At 48.3% G+C, this 21,150-nt stretch carries 18 protein-coding genes; 13 read left to right on the top strand and 5 right to left on the bottom strand.

Going from position 1 to position 21,150, the window contains the following annotated elements:
- The first annotated feature begins 13 nt into the window (after window positions 1-13).
- A complete protein-coding gene (gene arsB, locus L2097_RS08785; protein WP_250352628.1) occupies window positions 14-1,303 on the top strand; it encodes an arsenite efflux transporter membrane subunit ArsB in 1,290 nt (429 codons plus the stop codon).
- A gap of 12 nt (window positions 1,304-1,315) precedes the next feature.
- Window positions 1,316-1,741, top strand: a complete 426-nt coding sequence (gene arsC, locus L2097_RS08780; RefSeq protein ID WP_250352627.1) for a glutaredoxin-dependent arsenate reductase — start codon at window positions 1,316-1,318, stop codon at window positions 1,739-1,741.
- Between the two features lie 327 nt (window positions 1,742-2,068).
- Here the strand turns inward: arsC and L2097_RS08775 are convergent, their stop codons facing one another.
- Complete coding sequence (locus L2097_RS08775) at window positions 2,069-3,214, bottom strand: PIN domain-containing protein (RefSeq protein WP_250352626.1); 1,146 nt, start codon at window positions 3,212-3,214, stop codon at window positions 2,069-2,071.
- Window positions 3,215-3,616: 402 nt separating this feature from the next.
- Between L2097_RS08775 and L2097_RS08770 the strand changes: the two genes are divergently transcribed.
- Together L2097_RS08770 and L2097_RS08765 are read left to right on the top strand one after the other, a co-directional pair.
- Entirely contained in the window at window positions 3,617-4,702 is a 1,086-nt protein-coding gene (locus L2097_RS08770; RefSeq protein WP_250352625.1) for a DUF8606 domain-containing protein, read from the top strand.
- 183 nt (window positions 4,703-4,885) lie between these two features.
- Window positions 4,886-5,962: a DUF4062 domain-containing protein gene (locus tag L2097_RS08765; protein WP_250352624.1), complete on the top strand. Its 1,077-nt coding sequence runs from the start codon at window positions 4,886-4,888 to the stop codon at window positions 5,960-5,962.
- Window positions 5,963-6,196: 234 nt separating this feature from the next.
- On the opposite strand, the gene L2097_RS08760 is transcribed toward L2097_RS08765, so the two are convergent.
- From L2097_RS08760 to L2097_RS08750, 3 genes are all read right to left on the bottom strand, one after another.
- A complete protein-coding gene (locus L2097_RS08760; protein ID WP_250352623.1) occupies window positions 6,197-7,645 on the bottom strand; it encodes an HNH endonuclease in 1,449 nt (482 codons plus the stop codon).
- A 396-nt stretch (window positions 7,646-8,041) separates the two neighbouring features.
- On the bottom strand, window positions 8,042-9,085 hold the full coding sequence (locus L2097_RS08755; protein WP_250352622.1) for a YaaC family protein: 1,044 nt from the start codon (window positions 9,083-9,085) through the stop codon (window positions 8,042-8,044).
- Window positions 9,086-9,455: 370 nt separating this feature from the next.
- Complete coding sequence (locus L2097_RS08750; protein WP_250352621.1) at window positions 9,456-10,730, bottom strand: Shedu immune nuclease family protein; 1,275 nt, start codon at window positions 10,728-10,730, stop codon at window positions 9,456-9,458.
- Between the two features lie 227 nt (window positions 10,731-10,957).
- Here L2097_RS08750 and L2097_RS08745 point away from each other — a divergent pair, with 227 nt between their 5' ends.
- From L2097_RS08745 to L2097_RS08720, 6 genes are all read left to right on the top strand, one after another.
- Window positions 10,958-11,344: an MFS transporter gene (locus tag L2097_RS08745; RefSeq protein WP_250352620.1), complete on the top strand. Its 387-nt coding sequence runs from the start codon at window positions 10,958-10,960 to the stop codon at window positions 11,342-11,344.
- Between the two features lie 84 nt (window positions 11,345-11,428).
- A complete protein-coding gene (locus L2097_RS08740; protein WP_250352619.1) occupies window positions 11,429-11,884 on the top strand; it encodes a MarR family transcriptional regulator in 456 nt (151 codons plus the stop codon).
- 27 nt (window positions 11,885-11,911) lie between these two features.
- Complete coding sequence (locus L2097_RS08735; RefSeq protein WP_047370754.1) at window positions 11,912-13,102, top strand: HlyD family secretion protein; 1,191 nt, start codon at window positions 11,912-11,914, stop codon at window positions 13,100-13,102.
- Between the two features lie 10 nt (window positions 13,103-13,112).
- The gene (locus L2097_RS08730; protein ID WP_047370753.1) at window positions 13,113-14,651 is read left to right on the top strand and encodes a DHA2 family efflux MFS transporter permease subunit; all 1,539 of its coding nucleotides are present in this window, start codon (window positions 13,113-13,115) and stop codon (window positions 14,649-14,651) included.
- Between the two features lie 530 nt (window positions 14,652-15,181).
- The gene (locus L2097_RS08725; RefSeq protein WP_250352618.1) at window positions 15,182-16,414 is read left to right on the top strand and encodes an MFS transporter; all 1,233 of its coding nucleotides are present in this window, start codon (window positions 15,182-15,184) and stop codon (window positions 16,412-16,414) included.
- 111 nt (window positions 16,415-16,525) lie between these two features.
- A complete protein-coding gene (locus L2097_RS08720) occupies window positions 16,526-17,206 on the top strand; it encodes a transporter substrate-binding domain-containing protein (RefSeq protein ID WP_250352617.1) in 681 nt (226 codons plus the stop codon).
- A gap of 20 nt (window positions 17,207-17,226) precedes the next feature.
- Here L2097_RS08720 and L2097_RS08715 read toward each other — a convergent pair whose 3' ends face one another.
- On the bottom strand, window positions 17,227-18,183 hold the full coding sequence (locus L2097_RS08715) for an AraC family transcriptional regulator (protein WP_250352616.1): 957 nt from the start codon (window positions 18,181-18,183) through the stop codon (window positions 17,227-17,229).
- Between the two features lie 115 nt (window positions 18,184-18,298).
- Here L2097_RS08715 and L2097_RS08710 point away from each other — a divergent pair, with 115 nt between their 5' ends.
- From L2097_RS08710 to L2097_RS08700, 3 genes are all read left to right on the top strand, one after another.
- A complete protein-coding gene (locus tag L2097_RS08710; RefSeq protein WP_250352615.1) occupies window positions 18,299-19,492 on the top strand; it encodes an MFS transporter in 1,194 nt (397 codons plus the stop codon).
- A gap of 90 nt (window positions 19,493-19,582) precedes the next feature.
- Window positions 19,583-20,191: a TetR/AcrR family transcriptional regulator gene (locus tag L2097_RS08705; RefSeq protein WP_250352614.1), complete on the top strand. Its 609-nt coding sequence runs from the start codon at window positions 19,583-19,585 to the stop codon at window positions 20,189-20,191.
- 51 nt (window positions 20,192-20,242) lie between these two features.
- Window positions 20,243-21,148 carry an alpha/beta fold hydrolase gene (locus L2097_RS08700; RefSeq protein WP_250352613.1) on the top strand — a complete coding sequence of 302 codons (906 nt, stop codon included), beginning with the start codon at window positions 20,243-20,245 and terminating at the stop codon, window positions 21,146-21,148.
- The last annotated feature ends 2 nt before the right edge of the window (window positions 21,149-21,150 follow it).

The following is a 21,150-nucleotide window of genomic DNA, read 5'->3' as shown; positions in this document are numbered from 1 at the left end:
GTCAGGAGGTTTTATGTTACTGGCAGGCGCTATTTTTGTCCTGACCATCGTGTTGGTTATCTGGCAGCCGAAGGGGTTAGGGATCGGCTGGAGCGCGACGCTGGGCGCAGCCCTGGTTTTGATTTCAGGCGTTGTGCATGTGGGTGATATTCCGGTGGTGTGGAATATCGTCTGGAACGCGACAGCGACCTTTATTGCCGTGATTATTATCAGCCTGCTGCTCGATGAATCTGGCTTTTTCGAATGGGCAGCGCTGCATGTATCGCGTTGGGGCAATGGTCATGGCCGTTTGCTCTTTACCTGGATAATCCTGCTGGGCGCAGCGGTAGCGGCACTGTTTGCCAACGATGGTGCGGCACTTATTCTGACGCCGATCGTGATTGCCATGCTGCTGGCATTAGGGTTCAGCAAAGGCACCACGCTGGCATTCGTTATGGCCGCCGGGTTCATTGCCGATACCGCCAGTCTGCCGCTTATCGTGTCGAACCTGGTGAATATTGTTTCGGCAGACTTCTTCGGTCTGGGCTTCACTGGGTATGCGTCGGTAATGGTGCCGGTTGATATTGCAGCCATTGTTGCCACTCTGGTTATGCTACATCTTTTCTTCCGCAAAGATATTCCGCCGACTTACGACCTGGCTCTCCTGAAAGCACCAGCAAAGGCGATTAAAGATCTGGCAACCTTCAGAACCGGCTGGATAGTGTTGATCCTTCTTCTGGTTGGCTTTTTCGTCCTTGAGCCGTTGGGTATCCCGGTCAGCGCGATTGCTGCTGTAGGGGCTGTCATTCTGTTTGCTGTGGCGAAACGAGGCCATGCCATTAACACTGGCAAAGTGCTGCGCGGTGCACCCTGGCAGATCGTCATCTTCTCACTGGGGATGTACCTGGTGGTCTACGGTCTGCGCAACGCCGGGCTAACCGAATACCTTTCAGGTGTGCTGAACGCGCTGGCGGATAAAGGACTCTGGGCCGCAACGCTGGGTACTGGCTTCCTGACGGCTTTCCTGTCTTCCATCATGAACAATATGCCTACTGTGCTGGTTGGCGCTCTCTCTATTGATGGCAGCACCGCCAGCGGCGTTATTAAAGAGGCGATGATCTACGCCAACGTGATTGGCTGCGATCTGGGGCCGAAAATTACCCCTATTGGTAGCCTGGCAACGCTGCTCTGGCTGCATGTACTTTCACAGAAGAATATGACTATTACTTGGGGCGATTATTTCCGAACCGGGATCATCATGACTCTGCCTGTGCTGTTTGTAACGCTGGCTGCGCTGGCGCTACGTCTCTCTTTCACTTTGTAATGAGATACCGATATGAGCAACATCACTATTTATCACAACCCGGCATGCGGCACGTCGCGTAATACGCTGGAAATGATCCGCAACAGTGGTAATGAACCGATCATTATTCATTACCTTGAAAATCCACCGTCACGCGATGAGCTGGTCAAACTTATTGCGGATATGGGGATTACGGTACGGGCGCTGCTGCGTAAAAACGTCGAGCCTTATGAAGAACTGGGGCTTGCGGAAGATAAATTTACTGACGATCAGTTAATCGACTTTATGCTGCAGCATCCGATCCTGATTAACCGCCCAATCGTCGTGACGCCACGGGGAACACGCCTGTGTCGTCCGTCTGAGGTTGTGCTGGATATCCTTCCGGATGCGCAACAAGGCGCTTTCGCTAAGGAAGACGGAGAGAAAGTCGTTGATGAAACAGGTAAGCGATTGAAATAAATATAAAGGGGGGCGAATGCCCCCTTAGGATAATTTTGGCATTCATTCCCGCTGCTCTATCCAGAATGGTCCATTATTCTATAAAGATGTTTTGGCAACGTTCGCTCCTGGCACCGAGCGGATGAATTTACTGGGTTCAAGGTCCGCTGTGAGCGAGGAACGGAAGTTCGCATTTGTCATAACCGCAGGGATGTAGGACTAACATTTGCGTGTGATGATCAACCGGGAGCATGCCAGTACGCTGTACTCCCTAGAATCCTGATGCTTACATTTGAGACTGATTCTCATCGTGGCGTAGCTTAGGGTAAGTACGACAACATGTAATTTTTATATTTTTTCCGCATGAAATTCACGACCAAATGGGGGGCTGGTTTTCGTACTATCGTAAAAATTATATTTATTGATGATATTCCCGGCACTATCAACTTCCGAAATTAGATATGTGTCTGTATCATACCCACCTTTTACACCCCATTTAATATGATTGATTATTAGACCATGATCATTAGGTATATTAAGGTATTTACGATAGTCATCATCGGGATCAAAAGAAGCTTTTGCTTGTTTCTGTGAATGTTTTATTTCTAACTCGGTAGTAGATTTGACCTCTTCTTCCGTAATTTTCACAGATTTAACCACTTCAGAATCTGTATCAAAGATCTCTAATAAAGCTGAAAGGCTGACGATATGAAATGATTTTCCTTTTGTTGCCTCTCTAAATTCATCAACTAACTCAAACCTAGGATAAAGTGGAGTTTTTCCACTTTGATGCCACCAATCCGTTTTCTCATCTACAGAAACAAAGATAAGATGCTTATCTTTATTTTTTGCCAGATTAAGAATCTCGTGCCAAATTACTAAATCTCCTGCCTGATTCTGATCCTTACTCCTATCTTTATAACCGGGCGGGATGTTTAGCTCATTTCTTCTTTTTAGATCTTTTTCTATAATTGTGAAATCTAGTGCGTCATCATCCAAAATTCTATCAGCTAATACCTCATGGTACATTTTGCTTACAGGGTCATTCCAGCCCCATGCCTGAACCGCTGAAAGTGTATCTCGAATCTTAGCTTGATAATTCTTTATGGCAATTTTTAGTGATTTTTCTAGCTCAATTAGTTCTTTATATTCGGTCAAGCTCTCAAGTAGTGGATGAACACCAACATAGTTGAAATTTTGATTCGATTTTTTTTGAAGAGCTTCATTTATGTCACTGATTTTTGTAGCTCTATTATCCAAATATTCTCTTACTGCTTGTGCAGGAAGAAACAACTGATCACTTTTAGATAGTTTAGTATAAAGTTCTTTGATTGCTTGTACATTCTTAATATTAGTTGTAAAAGGCAATAGAAGTACATTTGCATCCAACACCACTAGTGCCTCATCTTTCATCTCAGATATGGGCTGTAATACAAAGCTAAACGAGTCCTTTGGAGAGGGGTAAATCTCTTTTTTGTTAAATTCTTTACTCATATCGTATTCATACTCAATCGTTTGAATTGTTCACTGAAAATATAGCAAGAATTATGTTTCTTTGTCAGTATAATCTGAGTTATTACTGCAAAAACCTGACCCAACCGATAACATAAAAAAATACGCCTAATCAAGATTTTTTATATCGGGAAATTATTAAAAATTCTCAGTAACACACTAGTTGCTCCCAATGTGTGGAGCAATGAGGATTGATCTGTTCCTATATAGCTTGTTGGAAGGTCCGTTTTTGGCACTGAGCGGACCGACCCGGCCCGAAGATCGATGTCCGCTGTAAGCGAGGAGCTGACGTTGCGTACTATCTTTTATGGTCATAGTAGTGTAAGCATCCCGTTGAATATGGCATATTCATGTGTAGGAAACGTTTGAAAGGAGATAGAGCCAATGTTTCGTGTAGATATAATAAATAAGACACTAATCAAACTAAAACCAACAAACTTCTCGGAACATGGGCTGAAGGAACGTTTCGATATTCAAGAATGGATCGAAAAAAGCCCGACTATTTTAGGTGAGGAACTACTTGTCATTGGCAAAGAGGTCATTCTTGCCTCTGGTAAGCGCCTTGATTTGCTTTGCGTAAATAAATCGGCAGCACTTGTTGTGGTTGAGTTGAAACGGGATGATTCTGGCTCGTCCGTTGAATGGCAGGCAATAAAGTATGCATCGTATTGCTCAAGTCTCTTGCCCGGTGAGATTTTTAAGCTATACGCGTCCTATTTAAACAAGTCTGAATTTGATGCGACTAAAAAAATTGAGGAATTTATTGATACTGACATTGAGTTACTTAACGCGAAACAGCATATTATTTTGGCCTCAAAAGAGTTTAACTCTGAAGTCATCTCCGCAGTATTATGGTTGCGAGAATATGGCATAGATATTCAATGCACTCGGATTGCTCCATTTATCGATTCTGATGGTGAGCTATTTATCAAACCGGAAACAATTATTCCGTTGCCGGAGGCTAAAGATTATATTGAACGAAAAGAAGTTAAGCAAAGAACAATTGCTTCTAATCAAGATGAATGGACTGGTAGTTGGTTCGTGAATGTGGGCGAATGCGAATATCGAACCTGGGACGATAACAGACAATTTGGCTTTATTGGAGCAGGTCAAGGGAAGGTGTATTCATCTGCACTTAATCGTCTTGCAGTTGGTGACAAAATTTATGCTTACATGAAGGGATGCGGTTACGTCGGCTTTGGGGAAGTGACCAAACCAGCGGTTATGATTCGCGATTTCATAACTGATTCGAATATTCCTCTACTCTCCGCAGGATTGAAAGCGGAACACCCAAACGCAAACTCTGACAATGAAGAGCTTTCCGAATGGGTTGTTGGTGTTCGTTGGATCAAGTCTCTTCCGAGAGAGCAGGCGAAAACATTTTCTGGCATCTTCGCGAACCAAAATATCGTCTGTAAATTGCGGCATGGGCAGACATTAAAATTTGTGCAATCTGAACTCGGTCAGTAAGCACTGATTTCAGCGAAGTTCGCTGTTGGCATTAAGCGGACGAGTTGGCTGAGCTAAAGATCCGCTTTGAGCGAGAAGCTGACATTTCTAACAGCATTCTGTATGAATAAGCGGGGAACAGCTCAAACCACCATACAAAGCGCAGGCGTTACGGGATATGAGCGCGCTAACAGAATTGTTTAAATGTATATTTTACATTATCTTAAAAAATTTAGGAGGATGTTGATTTTGGATAAGCGATATCAGGTCTTTGTTAGCTCGACCTTTTCAGATTTAGAAGAAGAGCGGCAAGAAGTAATGCAAGCCCTTTTAGAGCTTGATTGTATGCCAGCTGGGATGGAGTTGTTTCCTGCTACTAGCAGTGATCAATGGAGTTTAATAAAAAAAGTAATAGATGATAGTGATTATTACATTGTCATATTGGCCGGGCGCTATGGATCTATTGGACCAGACGGGCTGAGCTATACAGAAATGGAGTATCGTTACGCAATAGAAACAGGAAAGCCTGTCATTGGTTTTATCCATAAAGACAAGACCAAGCTTCCTTCAGGCCGCTGCGAGTCTAGTCAAGATGGCAAAGATAAATTACAAAGTTTCGAGGAATTAGTTAAAACCAAACTTTGTAGATTCTGGGAGTCGCCAGCTGATCTTGGTAGCCAAGTTAGTCGAAGTCTTATCCGTTTGATAAAGGAACATCCAGCGGTGGGATGGGTAAGAGGTGATTTAGTAACTAGCGAAAGTGAAGCAAAAGAAATCTTACAACTAAAAAGAATGATTGAGGATTTAGAAGGACAGTTAGCCTCAAGCAAAACTACTGCACCTAAGGGGGCTGAGTCTTTATCTCAAGGTATTGATTTATTCGAGTTTGGTTTTACATTCTATGCTTCACCTTCACTAAAGTTATATGAAGGCGCTCAATATCAAGCAACGAGTTCAGTAAGTTGGAATGATATTTTTTCGTATGTTTCACCTTTAATGATTGACGAGATTTCCGATGTGGACTTACGTTCAGGGATAAATAGATCGATAGCAAAAAGCGCTCGGTTAGCACTTGAAAATAATGAGGAATTAGAAGGGCTTAATCTGCTTGAAATTAAGATGTTGCCATCAGACTTTCAAACAGTGAAAGTTCAATTTAGAGCGCTTGGTTTGATAGTGAAAAGCGAGAAAAATAGAAGTGTTAAAGATAAAGATACATATTGGACTCTTACACCGTATGGTGAAAACCTTATGACTACGCTTCGTGCAATAAAGAAATAAAAAAATGGCGAGCAATACTCGGCGTTTGCTATTGAAAACATTACTAGCATCGCGGTGTATTAATCAACGGGGAGCAGATCAGCTACATTCGCTCCCGGCACTGAGCGGACAATCTAACTGAGCTGAAAGTCCGCTGTGAGCGAAAAGCGGACGTTGAGTTGCACGCTGTACAAAAAAATGAATATGCTAACTTAAAATGGGAATTTATTGCTCATAGGAAAGCGGCGTTAGAAATCATTCAGTGTGATTTTCATCTTTTGATTTTTCAACAAGGCTTTTTACCTGCCTTACTTTCTCTCTTAAAACCTTGTTTTGACTATAGCTTTCGAGCTGATTAAATTTGTAGAAACTATATTTTCTCAATGCTGGTTCAGCACACATTTTCATCAACATTAAGGCCTCAGGGTAATCTACAAGTTTTTCGTTTTCGATGTAGTAACGTCGGTAGCTTAATATATCGAAAATTTCATCCTCATCCTCATCATTGACTACAACCCTACTGAATAGCGAAAAATTCCTGTTAAAATTCATCATGAATTTAAAATCAAGGTCATTATTTAAAAATATTTTTTGTGCACAATAATTGACAAAATTATTGATGTCACGTTCGAAATCCACCTTATTTTTCTGCTTCTCAGTCTCTTCCCTGATTATGTCTATTTCGATTTGTTCTAATGATTTTTGATTTTTTTTATCTTTCTGTTTTTCATATGCTGATTGGATGCGTTCATCCGTAATCCCCAACCCTCCTAAAATTACATTACGCTCTTTATAATGTCTTCTGTCTGGAGTAAAAACATACTCATCTGCTTTTTCGATTCGTTGATAATGGTACTCATAAACAGGCTTGCCATCATAACTATCACTTAATAATATATAATACTGAAAGGTTGAAAATAACTCAATATAACACCATAATGAAGAAGGATCTTTTTTCGAAGTAAATAGAATTAAATTATGCGAAGGATAATTAGCTAAACTTACTTTATCATTTTCAATGATTTTATCAATTATACTCAAAGGAGCATATTGAACTAAAGTTATTTTTTCATCGATATATCCGTGATTGTCTTCTGAGATTTTTAACGCTAAATTTAAAGTCTCTCTCGAAATTCCGTGTGTGCAGGCAAAACCAATGGCAATTTTAGCAACCCCCCTTTTAAAAGCAATATTATCCATAGGAAACTGATATTGCACATTGCAATCAATGTCGTCGCACATAATTATTTCAGGAGGGGTATCCAATTCCATGCTCTGGATTTCTTTTTGAACTATTGATTTATGGTTCTCAAAATTTTTCTTTTGGGAGTAGATAATAACTTTTTTATAATCCTCAGTAAACCTGTGAAAGGGTTTGATGGGAGAGACTTTAAAATTTTTCCAAAAAACCTTAGTATCTTTAAGGTTCATGCCATAAGCATCTTTTTCGCTTATTATCGTACCGAGTATGGACGGACTTTTGTTTGCCTTCCTGTCTGTTTTTATATCAAGCCGTGTTGCTATTCCTTCAAATATAGCATTAAAAGGATTATCTATTTTACGACTGAGATCGCCACCACATTTTTTGCAAAGGATGCCCTTGCTGACTAAATTTCCACCTATGGCCTGTTGTATAACATGCTCTCCATGGTCCACTGTAGAATTTTCATTAAAATCATTTCCGCAAAGATAACATACGTCCATCACTTATCCTTAAGGTAAAAAATTTTTAGCATTAGTCATTATATGTGATTAGGGAATTTTTAGAAATGTAATTTTTAACAGTTTTCTGGCGATTTAATGATAAACCGCATCCGCTTATTTATTTATGCGTTAATCAAATGACATGACTCAACGGTAACTTGCATAACAAGCTCTTTGAGAGTAATGCGCAAACGACTACGACTACCTATGCTTGATTTGTTTCCATCGGTTAACAGTAAATCATTTTAATGAATTCCGCTTCTGGCACGAAGCAGTTGATCTGGAGGCTGGCTTACCAGTTAAGAGGGAGCGAACATTAATGGTTAAGTTAACGGACGTCTAAAAGCACAGCTTTTAGACGTCAAGCGAACGGAAAAAGCAGCAGTTGTGCACATTTTAGAGTGATCTTGCTGCGCGCCCCGGGGTCATGAACTCTTGGCCAGTAATTTCAGAGGATATTTCATCAATAAATTGAGTTGGGGCTATCTGGATGAATTCACTTAAAAGCCAGTTATGCTGACTAACGAAATGCTTGGCTAAATAATCTGGGTTATATCTTGCCAACTCGCTTAGCCGATGCATTGCTCCAAACATTAGTGGGACTGTATGTCGTTCTATAAATGCTGGCAGGTTGCGTTTGTCTCGTTTTAAATACCAAAGACGCATAGGGCCGTGGATATAGAATACATATTTTCTAGTGTCTTGATGGTATTTTGTTAGTTGCTGTAGATTTGTTGTTTGGTTTCCATTTCCTCTCTGCCACTTAAATCTTTTCTTTCTTCTTACTCGATAGCAAGTGTTGTCACCGACATCTTTTTCAAAAGTAGGCGGCAGAATTCTTAAAGTCTGCCCGTGAACATAGTGAGGGTCGAGAATTGCAGTAAACCACGACTTTGTGGATGCTGGCGCATGTACGTACTCAGGTTCTTTTATCGGCAAGAATAGTTCTTGCTCGCTTATATATGTCAGGTGGTAAGCCCTGTGAATAAATGGAAGGTTATAGAATATATTTTTAATGCTGTAGGTATTCTTATTAATGGTCTCTCCATAGTAACGACAAAGTTCAGAAAGTATTCCCTTGTTTTGTAATTTTACAATCTCTTTTGATAGGCTAACTCTTCCCGGCTTACTCCATCCAGAAACGCCGTGCCGTTTATCAAAGGGGATTCCCTTTACCATCAGTAGGCATTTTGCTGCGTTAAGAAAACAGTAGTAAGCGGTGAGCGGTGCAGAAGTCTTGGGAAGTGATTGCGTTGCCTCAAAAAAAGATTTTGCTTGTTCCCAATAGAACTGAGCTTCAGGTTTATTCTCTCTTTTTAGCCAAAGAGATACATAGTCCCAAGTGTCAGTTACGAGAACAGTGTCTTTACCCCATGATGGTGTTTTATAAGCCTTATGAAGCTTGAGATATTTTCCGTTATAAGTGTGTTTTATTGCCATGCAAAAAAATTATCTCCCTAACAATTTTATCATAAAGGATTTCCATGCTTAAAGCAGAAATAATCCTTCTGAGTTTTAACACCTAGCAACGTTAGCTTAAAACCTCATTAATCTCAAGCTATATCAGCGGTTAGAAAAAGAGGTCATAAATGTATACTGGAGTTAATCATTATAAAATTCACTTTTAGTGAAACAAAAATTCGATATATTGGAAGTTTACAAACTAGTCGTGATGTCTGCTATTGGCACGAAGCGGACTAATTGTCCAAGCCGAAGGTCTGCTGCGAGCGAAAAGCAGACGTTATGGTATGTCAATCAAACAAGAGGAAGTGACCTGCTCCCCGTTGTTGGTATGAACCTCAGAGGGCATTCAACCTTTCAGTGCTTCAATCGTGTTATTAAGTCGACGCAACAGGTCGTCGTACGTCAGTATGTCTATCATGTTGGCGTACTTACGTTTGATTATCTCAAAATCAAGCAACTGGCCGTCGGTCATGTTACCGTTTGCTATCTGATCGCGCCCGACAATGATGATGGCTTTTGGGTTAGATATACGAATACACATTCCCGCTGGCAGAGAGTTCTTGTAGGCATTCGTAAGCTCTTTTTCGCCCTTAACACCCCATTTAGATAAATGAAAAATATACTTTTCAGCCTGCATGATGCCGCCGCTAAGTTCTGATGTAGGAATATAGTTGTCGCGGTAGGGCGTCTTGCGAAGGATCTTATCATCAAACGGCTTTTTGACTTCGATGATATCAAGGTTGCCGTTTGCATCCACCAGTGCAATGTCTATAAACCGATTGGTTTTATCCGGAGGATTAGAGTAGTAGTCGAAAATTTTAACCTTCTCGAGCACCTTGATATATTTTGGAAAAAGTAATGTGATGAAGGGTATCATCAGGCTCTGCCAGTCATTTTCAGACAAATTAGTTTTGTTATTCAATGCATCCTGGATGACGTCTCGTATGAGTGCATATTTTTCAATTTCGAGCTTATTTAAAACGTCTAAATCCAATTTGTCGGTTTTTCTGATCACTGTTTTTCTGTTTAAGTAATTTTCATACCTTTCGCGAGCATCTTTCATACCATCAAGATAACCTGCGAGAATAGCGTGAACCCTTGCATTAGCATAGCGATCCAGTTCCCCTGTGTTGGGGAATTTACTTTGCAACTCCCGGAATACGCTTGTTGGTATAGCCTCCGGCTTGTCTCCGCCGATGATGATGGGATTAGTGTGATCGAGTAGTTTTGAAAGCCGGCCAAAAATGGAGACGTTGCGTTCTGACGCAAATACTTTCCTTTCAAGTTTGATGGACTTATGTATAAGGATATCCCGATTAATGCTTAAAATCCGTCCTGGAACTGTTATGTATTCATTATTAAGCGTGCCAAAATTAAAGGAATATTCGTAATCATTAAAATCCTGATCGCTTGACGGTGGGTTTCTCAAGTCCTGGGGTTGGAAGTTAAAAATGCGTGAAATGCATACTGTTTGAAGATCATTCAGACTCTCCCAAACCCAAATTATTTGTTCTCCTTGATCACCGCCGTAAGTCATAACAACGTCATTTGATACAAAACTGAACTGTGGCATATTTCCTCTGATTGATAAAACGTCCCAATATTTGCCTGATAATTGCATTAGAGGTCCGGCATGAACTGATGCCCGCCTATAATGACTAACTCTGCAATCACTGTCTCGATATTATGTTCATCCCTCCACTTTATCTAGGTTCTAAAATAGCAATCACGTAGATAATGACCTGCTCCCAGCAAACTAACATAGCACGATGTAAGCAAGTTCCGCTTTTGGCACTCAGCGGACATTTACCTACAAAGAGCGCGGTCGTACCCCGCCGGGAAACAACAGTGACTCCATTATTCTGTCCAACGATGTCGCCTCTGACGTGGATAAGCATTGCGTTCTTTGCCAAAGGCTTCGGCAATAACGGCTGGTGCATTCTCAGCGATACGTCACCGAAAGAGATCCCGGGCGTCTCCGTCGAAGTGTTCAACTCCTCTGGCAACATTGCCTGTATCGTTACGCCGCTGTGCATCGGCTACATCCCGGCGGTTAACCTCGCCATTCTTGACGTTGGTGCGATGGGTATCCTTAGCGGGGTCTCATATTTGCCTGTCATTGTGTCCCTGAAACGTCTGCAAATCGACCCGCCGACTCGCCGTACCGCCGAAAACGGCGCAACAGTATCCGGTTATAAGCGCAGCAGCGCGAAACGCACCATTCAGAATGTATAGATTTGTGCTCTTTTCCTGACACTACATTGACAAACATTTGCCCCGTCAGTAATTTCATTTGTAATTATTGACCAGGCAAATAACATGAAAGACGTAGCAGATACCCCTAATCCCAAACTCCATCTTGGCTTGCTGATTCATCTGGCGAACCAGTTTAAAGATCAGCTTATCAGCCACTGTTTTGCTGACACCGATATTACCGCTGCGCAATTTAAAGTCCTGATCAGCATTTACAAAGGATTCAATAGCCCGCTTGAAGTCAGCAAAAATTTGTTGATGGATGCCGGAGCCATGAGCCGGATGCTCGAGCGGATGGTAAAGCGGGATCTGATCCTGCGAAATCCCAATCCCGAAGACAAACGCCAGGTCATCCTGGCGCTGACCGAGAAAGGGCAGGCTCTCTGTGATCGTTTTCAGAATGAGGCGCTGACCTCGATTTTGAGTTCGCTCACTGCACGTCTGACCCCGGAAGAATCACGCCTGCTGGTACAGCTGTTGATCAAAATGCTGCCAGACGAGGCCACCAGGCCCCATCGTTAAGCTGTCCTGAATAAGGTTACGATAAAGATGCAAAATTCATCTGCACAGTCATCTGCACAACCAGAACGCGCGCCCAGTAAACGTAAGCGCAACTTCGCCATTCTGCTGGTTCTCCTGGTGCTTATTGCCGCAGGGTGCCTGGCATGGTACTTCCTGTATGCCCGTTATTACGAAACCACTGACGATGCCTACGTTAATGCCAACCTCGTGACACTGACCCCGCAAATTGCCGGAACGGTCACCCAGGTCGCCGTTGATGAAGGGGATTACGTCGCCAAAGGCCAGCCGCTGGTATTGCTTGACCCAAGCGACACGCAAATTGCCCTGCAACAGGCGGAAGCCAACCTGGCCAGCACCGTGCGTCAGGTCCGTGGTCTGTATAGCACCGCAGACAATTACCGCGCTCAGGTCGCGGCGAAAAAAGTGGCCCTGCAAACCGCCCAGAATGACTTCGCCCGTCGACAGAAGATTTTTGCTACCGGGGCGATTGCGGCAGAAGATATGTCGCACTATCGCGATGCCGTGGCCACGGCCCAGAGCGATTTAGCGGCGGCGCAACAGGCGTTGAGTACCAACCTGGCGATGGTTGATGACACGGTCATTGATAGCCATCCGGAAATCAAAAGTGCGGTGGCGACATTGCGTCAGCGCTATCTGGATAATGCCCGCAGCACCATTGTGGCGCCGGTAAGCGGCTTTGTGGCGAAACGCGCGGTCCAACTGGGGATGCGCGTTGATTCCGGCACGACCTTGATGTCAATCGTGCCGCTGGATCAGGTGTGGGTGGATGCCAACTTCAAAGAGAGTCAGATGAATACCATGCGTCTGGGGCAGAAGGTGGTTCTGACCGCTGACCTCTACGGCGACAAAGTGGAATACCAGGGCACCATTGAGAGCTTAGGTATCGGTACTGGTAGCGCGTTCTCGTTGCTGCCAGCACAGAACGCCAGCGGTAACTGGATCAAAATTGTTCAGCGTCTGCCGGTACGTATTGCCCTTGACCCGCATGATATGGAGAAACATCCCCTGCGGGTAGGACTGTCGATGTTTGCTAAAGTGGATATCCGCGACACCGAGGGTCATCTGCTGCCGCAAAAAACGGTCGATGCGCCACGCTTTACCACCGATGTGTACCAGAACGCGCTGGATAAGGCCGATCAGATGGTGGCAAAAATCCTTCATGACAACAGTCAGGCCGTAGCGGCAAACAGCCGCTAAGAGGGGCGTTATGCAAGATAAGGCGGCGTTTACGCCACCCAGCCTGCTGCTCGCCACCATTGCGCTGTCGCTGGCGACCTTCATGCAGGTGCTCGATACCACCATCGCCAACGTGGCATTGCCGACCATCGCCGGCAACCTCGGCGTGAGCTCGGACCAGGGCACCTGGGTTATCACCTCGTTTGCGGTCTGCAATGCTATCGCGTTGCCGCTGACCGGGTGGTTTACCCGGCGTTTTGGGCAACTGAAGCTGTTTGTCGGTTCGGTCACATTGTTTACCCTGACCTCGTTCCTGTGTGGCTTTGCCCACAGCATGACCGAGCTGATTATCTTCCGCGCTCTGCAGGGGTTTTTCGCCGGGCCCATGTTCCCGATGTGTCAGACGCTGCTGTTGGTTATTTTCCCGACCACCAAACGCAGTATGGCCCTGGCGCTGTTATCGATGGTGACGGTGGTGGCACCTATCGTCGGGCCGATTACCGGCGGCTGGATCACCGATAACTACTCCTGGCCGTGGATTTTCTATATCAACGTGCCGATCGGTATTTTTGCGGCCATCGTTGTATGGACGCAACTGCGTGAACGAGAAGAGACCACCACGCACGCGCCCATTGATTACATCGGTATTATGCTGCTGGTGCTCGGCGTCGGCCTGCTGCAGGTGGTGCTGGATAAAGGCAATGATCTCGACTGGTTCTCGTCGACAGAGATCATTGTGATGTCGGTGATATCCGCTATCGCGCTGGTCTCCTTTGTGATTTGGGAGCTGGGTGAGCGCCACCCGATTGTGAATCTGCGGCTGTTTGCCGATCGCAACTTCGCCATCGGCACCACCGCGTTGATGCTCGGCTATGCGGCGTTCTTTGCCATCAACATTATTCTGCCGCAGTGGCTGCAAACGCAGATGGGGTATACCGCGATCTGGGCGGGGCTGGCGGCGGCCCCGATGGGCTTCCTGCCGCTGTTGCTCACCCCTATCGTAGGGCGTTATGCCAACCGGGTCGATCTGCGTATTCTGGCGTCGCTGTCGTTCCTGACCATGGGAGTGTCGTGCCTGCTGCGGGCGCAGTTCAACACCAGCGTTGATTTTCGCACTATTGCCGAAGTGCAGATGTTTATGGGTATCGGTGTGGCGCTGTTCTTTATGCCGATCACCACCATCGTGTTGTCGAATCTGCACGGTAATGAAGTGGCGGAAGGCTCCGGTCTGGCGACCTTCTTCCGCGTGCTGGGGGGCTCTTTTGCTTCGTCACTGACTACCTGGCTGTGGTCGCGGCGTGAAGTGTTTCACCATGCGAATCTGACGGAGAGTGTCTCTGTTTATCACCCGCCCGCTATGGATTATCTCAACAGGATGGGGGGCATCACGCAGCAGCATCTGGCCGCGGTGGATAAAACCATCGAACAGCAAGCCTATATGATGTCGACCATCGACTATTTCTGGTTGTTGGGGTGGGGGTTTATGGCGCTGGTGGTGATTATCTGGTTTGCGAAACCGCCCTTTATTCGCGCCGGTGCGCCGGGTGCTCCGCCTGCGGCGGGGCATTAATGTGAGTGGGATGATGAGTGGGGGACGCAGTCTTTCACTGCGCGAGTGAGGAAGGAGGGTTCCGTTCACTAACGCACCTGAATTCCCTGAAAGGCCCAGGCACGTGAACGTGTTAAGGGGGCCACCGTGGCCTGTTTAACAATCCCGGTGGCCCCGCAGGGAAATCGGTGCTTCGCACTGTGTTCGCCTCCTGACCTTCTGGCTGCGGATGATTTTGTCTTGTCTCGACAAACCTCAGTCCGCCATCCCAGGTGGCCTGGCCTTGCCATCCGGTCTTCGCCTCACCGATTTCAGCGGGGACTCAACCCCATCGCTGTGAGGCCCCGGTTATTTGGCAACCACAGGATCGCGATAATAAAAAGAGAACAACGCTGTTCAGCCTGTCAGCAAACGGAACCTGGTCCATCTGACTAACATGTACTGAATAATCTATGCGTACCCCAGGCGCGACAGCATTTACTGAACGAGAACCAGGATCCCCGCCGGGCACGCTTCCTGTCTGACGGCTTACCACTTTTATAGGATTTTCTATGGCACCACTGTTGTCCGGTAACGATGGACGTTTATTGCAACATCGCTCATTTGTCTCTTTCTGGCTGGCGCGCACCAGTTCAAGCTTCGGCTTTCAAATGCTCTCTATCATCGTTGGCTGGCAAATCTACTCGCAAACCCACAGTGCATTCTGGCTTGGCATGATAGGCCTGGTGCAGTTTTTCCCTTCCGTTATTCTCGCACTGCCCGCCGGACATATCGCCGACCAGTTTGATCGCCGTCGGGTGGTGATGTTTGGTCAGGTGCTGGAGTGGGCAGCGATTGCCCTGTTGGCCTGGCTGACCTGGAAGGGGGATGCCAGCGTGGGCGTGATCCTGTCGCTGATCTTTATTATCTCTTCGGCGAAAACACTTGAATCCCCGGCGATGATTTCGATGTTGCCCGCGCTGGTCCCCACGTCGATTTTGCCACGTGCCACCGCCGCCAACGCGGTATCCGGCCAGGCGGCGCAAATTGTCGGGCCTGCGCTGGGCGGCTTCCTGTATGCGGCGGGGGCGGAGGTGGTTTATGCGGTGACGGCGGGGCTGTATCTGCTTTCTCTGATACTGGTGCTGACGTTGCGCTATGAACAGGCGTTGCCGCCGCGCACGCCGCCGACGCTTTCCTCACTGTTTGCCGGCGTCGATTTTATTCGCAAGCGTCCGGATGTCTTAGGGGTTATCTCCCTCGATCTCTTCGCCGTCCTGCTGGGCGGGGCGACGGCGCTACTGCCGATTTTTGCTCACGATGTGCTGCACACGGGGCCTGTTGGACTGGGCGTGTTGCGCAGTGCGCCTGCCGTGGGGGCGTTGCTGATGGGCTTCTGGTTAAGCCATCGTGCGCTTAAGCGTAATGTCGGGATGATCATGTTTATGAGTGTGGCGGGGTTCGGTGTCGCCACGCTGGTCTTTGCGCTCTCAAGCTGGATGTGGCTGTCGCTGTTGGCGCTTTTTGCGCTGGGCGGCTGTGATATGGTCAGCATGGTCATTCGCGGTTCGCTGGTACAACTCGACACGCCGGATGAGATGCGCGGCCGTGTGAACGCGGTCAACTCGATTTTTATCAACACCTCAAATCAATTGGGTGAGTTCGAGTCCGGAATGCTTGCCGCCTGGCTGGGTGCCGTGCCTGCCGCGGCTATCGGCGGTATCGGCACGCTGGTGGTGGTTGCGCTGTGGATGAAGTGGTTCCCCAATCTGCGTAAGCGCCAGCGGCTGGAAAGCGGAACGTAAGCGACAAGGCGTGGGCAACGCATTGGCAGATTGCCGCGCATGTTGTGATGCCCGTTGCTATCTTTTCTGACGGGAGAACCGATCACGCCGAGTTGCGCACAGGAGAAGCTCATGTCAGATGAAACGTTACCCACCCTGCGTTTTGCCATCAATTTAGGGAATGCTGTATTGGCCTCGCTGACGCCGGAAGGTCAGCCAGCAGGTATCACTGTCGAACTGGCAAAAGATATTGCCCGTTATCTGCATTGTCGTCCTCTGTTCATCACTTATCCTGCCGCGGGGAAGGTGGTTGAGGACGCAGGTCAGGGCATCTGGGATATAGCCTTTCTGGCAATAGACCCAAAACGGGAAGATCGCCTGCGCTTTACGGCGCCTTATATCACCATTCAGGGCACCTTGCTGGTACGTGACCCGAGCAACTGGCGAAGCGTCAGGGAAATGGATAAGCCGGGTGTGGTCATCAATGTGGGTAAGAATGCGGCCTATGACCTCTGGCTTTCTCGTGAGTTACGTTATGCGACGCTGAATCGCCTTGCATCCTCTCAGGCGGCAATTGATGCTTTTTTAGCGGGTGAGGGCGATATGGCCGCCGGGATTCGCCAGCCGCTTGAGGCGGCGGCCCAAAACAATCCAGGGTTTCGCGTGTTGCCTGATGATTTCACCGAAATTCAACAGGCCGTCTGCGTGGCCAAAGCCGATGATCGCTATTTTGAGGTTATTTCAGAACGGCTGGTCCGATTACGCGAAGATCACACCTTGTCCACAATGATTGCCGGGCATATTCGCCAATAGTTTTCAACCCGGGCAAACCATCACGGCTCTGGCTGTGATTGCGCTATCTCGCGAAGGGCGCCTGGCGGGTGTCCGACAATACGCTTAAAGGCCCGGCTAAATGCCGCGAGCGAACCGTAGCCAAGTCGTAGCGCTACGGTTTCGATAGCCTGGTTTTCGTGGCTGATGTACTGAATAGCCAGACGCATGCGCAGCTCACTCAGGTATTTTGCCGGGGTGCTGCCGGTGGCAGAGAGGAAACGCTCGGCAAACACGGAGCGGGAGGTGCCCGCTTCTTTTGCCAGATCCGCGACGCTCCAGTTAATGCCCGGCTGCTGGTGCATGGCGTAAATTGCCTGGCTCAGCCGGGGGTCGCGCAGCACCTGCACCCAGCCGGTGGCTTTGCCGCAACCGGCCTCCACCCAACCGCGCACAATCAGCGCCGCCACCACGTCCGCCAGTCGCGCCAGGATACCGGCAAATCCCACCTGACGGGTCAGCGATTCACGCTCCATGGCGGCAAGTAGCGGGTGGATTTCCGGCCAGGTCGACATCAGTTTACTGACCATCATCACTTCCGGCATCGCTTTAATCAGCGGCTGCATTCCGCCCAGTTCGAAGTCCATACATCCGCTGAATATCACCACGTTCTCGCTCCCTTTACAGGGTTCGCAGGTTATCTGGCAGACCGAACTGCAAATGGCTTCGCCCTGAAAGGCGGAGATCGGCGTCGCCGTCGCATTGTCATCCGAGAGCAAGGCATGGGCGTTGCCGTTGGGAATAAACAGCGCATCGCCGTTGTTGAGGTTAAAACGGGCGCCGCTCTCCATACGCAACACCGCCGGACCACGGCTGACGAAATGAAACTGCGCTCTGCCGGGCGCGGCATCGAAGCCGAAGCCGAACGGCGCGCTGGCCTCAAAGCGGCGGTATTTCACGCCGGAAAGGCGCATGCCGCGCAGCAACTCGCTGATGAGATCGGGCGTCTGAATCGCCATGGCAACAACTCCGGACGAATTATCAATAAATGAAGATTATATGTCATAGATCGTCCGTGGGGAACTTTCTATGCTTTGCGATATTGGTCACATTTTTAGGGCAGGAGAAACACAGATGAATTCACATGTCACGGCGAGAGAGGTCATTGCGCCCGTTAAACCCGCCTGGAGAGCCGTCTACTCGCTGGGGCTTGGGGTGTTTGGTTTGATTACCGCAGAGTTTTTACCTGCCAGTTTACTGACGCCCATGGCGGCGAGTCTGGGAGTCAGTGAAGGGATGGCCGGACAGGCGGTGACCGCCACGGCACTGGTGGCACTATTGAGTGGATTGTTGATTGCCGCCGCGACCAAAAATATCGACCGTCGCTGGGTGCTGATCGTCTTCTCATTGTTACAAATCGTCTCCAGCTTATTGGTAGCATTTGCCCCTTCGCTGCATGTCTTGTTGCTGGGGCGTCTGCTGTTGGGTGTGGCTATTGGCGGCTTCTGGGCGATGGCTACCGCCACCGCGTTAAGGTTGGTGCCAACGGCACAGGTACCCAAAGCCCTGGCCATTATCTTTTCCAGCGTGTCGATTGCAACCGTGGTCGCCGCACCGCTCGGCAGCTACCTGGGCAGCATTATTGGCTGGCGGAATGTCTTTATTCTTTGTACCGCACCGAGCGCGCTGGCGCTGCTGTGGCAATTATGGGTACTGCCATCGATGAAGCCGGAAAGCAGCGGCAGCCTGGGCGCACTGTTTCGCGTACTTCGCCGACCGGGCATGGTGGGCGGTATGCTGGCGACTATCCTGATTTTCAGCGGCCATTTCGCCTTCTTTACCTATCTGCGGCCTTTTCTGGAAACCGTAGGGCAGGTGAGTGTGGAGAGCATTTCGTTGATCCTGCTGGGTTTTGGACTGGCGAACTTTGTCGGCACCTCTATCGCCGGACATCTGCTGTCGCGCAATCTACATTTGACCCTGGCGCTGGTGCCGTTTGTGATGGGATTGATGGCCGTTGCGCTGGTGCTGTTTGGCCATCTGGCCGGTCTGGATGGAGTGCTGGTCACTCTGTGGGGCTTTGCGTTTGGCATGGTGCCGGTAGGCTGGACCACCTGGCTTGCGACAACCGTACCGGATGAAGCGGAAAGCGCGGGCGGGCTGATGGTTGCATCCGTGCAGCTTGCGATTGGCGCGGGAGCGGCAGGCGGTGGAGCCGTATTCGATGTCAGCGGGGCCAGTGGCGTCTTTACCGGTAGCGGGTTACTGCTACTGACGGCGATGTTCATTGTGTTTATCGGTGTGCGGACAAAACCGGCTGTCGCATAACCCGCAACATTTTTATCAGCTGACGGCTTTTCAGGCGCCCCTATCTGTGGAATGATTTAGGAATCGATCATTTCCTAAATGGAGGGCAGCATGCCAGAAACATCACCCGGCGTTCGCGAACGTGGGCGCCCGAGACAATTTGATCTTGATGCTGCACTCGATCTCGCCATGCCCGTATTCCGTGAAAAAGGCTACCACAGCGCATCGATAAACGATCTGAGCGAAGCGATGCAGCTCACGGCAGGCAGCATCTACAAAGCCTTTCACGATAAACGCAGCCTCTTTCTGCTCGTATTTGCGCGGTATACCTCGCTGCGTAATCAAACGCTGCGCCAGCGCCTGGCGCAGCAAGCTGATGGTCGGGCAAAAATAGCCGAACTCCTGCGTTTCTACCTTGAATCTGCCAGTGAGATAGAAGGGCGACGCGGTTGTCTGGTTGTCGGCAGCGCGATTGAATTGGGGCAACTTGATGCTGAGCTTTCCGGGCTGGTACGCACCGCACTTGAGCGCAATCAACAGTCGATCCTCCAGTTGCTTGAAGAGGGGAAGCAAGATGGTTCTGTGCATCCACGGCATGATGTGCACGCGCTGAGTAGCGTGCTGCTGTGTCTGGTGCTGGGCATGCGTGTTGTAGGAAAAGCCGGTGAGTTACCGGCCCACGATCGCCTCGTGGCAACGGTGATGACCCTGCTCGAATAAAAATTTTAACCATAAAGGAAATGATCATTTCCTAAATAACCGGAGATACGTATGACTGAAAAACCCGTTACTCAACCCTGGTCACAACCCGTCGACACACTGCCCGATTTTGCCCATTTCTACGCGACTGTTGACGGTCTCCGTTTGCACTATGTGAGAGGCGGAAACCCGCACGGTGAAGTATTACTCCTGCTGGCCGGTTTTCCGCAAAGTTGGTATGCCTGGCGCAAGGTGATGGCGCTGATGGGCGATCGTTACGATATTATCGCCCTTGATCTGCCCGGCCAGGGCGACTCGGATAAACCGCAAACTGGTTACGATACACAGACACTGGCAGGGAAAGTCTTCGGGCTGATGCAAAAGCTTGAGATTGAGCGACATTACCTCGCCGCCCATGATGTAGGGGCCTGGGTGGCATGGCCTTATGCGATGCGTTACAGCCAGCAGGTGGTTAAACTGGCGCTGCTTGATGCCGGTATACCGGGTATCACGATGCCGGACGCTTTACCCGTCACGCCTGATAAGGCATGGAAAACCTGGCACTTTGCTTTTCATCTGCTTCCCGATCTGCCGGAGGCCTTAATCCGTGGGCGTGAGGATATCTACCTTGAATGGTTCCTGCGACGCAAAGCCGCGAGCCCGATGGTGTTTAGCGATGAGGATATTGCTGAGTATGTCCGGTTAATGCGTCAAAGCGGCGCGCTGCGTACCGGCCTGGCGCCGTATCGTGAGGTGACCGTATCAGCCGCGCAAAATGTGATGCTGTGCGCGCAGGGTAAATTGACGTTGCCGCTGCTGGCAATTAGCGCCGACGAGGGGTCCATTGCGGATATGGCAACCCCGTTACGTCAGTTTGCCGGGGAGGTAACGGGTATCACCATCGCGCACTGCGGTCATTTCATCCCGGATGAACAGCCCAAAGCGCTGAGCGAGGCGATGGCCACGTTTTTCCGTTAAGG

It is taken from the genome of Citrobacter sp. MNAZ 1397, assembly GCF_023613995.1.
Taxonomy (GTDB): domain Bacteria; phylum Pseudomonadota; class Gammaproteobacteria; order Enterobacterales; family Enterobacteriaceae; genus Phytobacter; species Phytobacter ursingii.
This window is presented reverse-complemented; position numbering and strand designations above follow the sequence as displayed.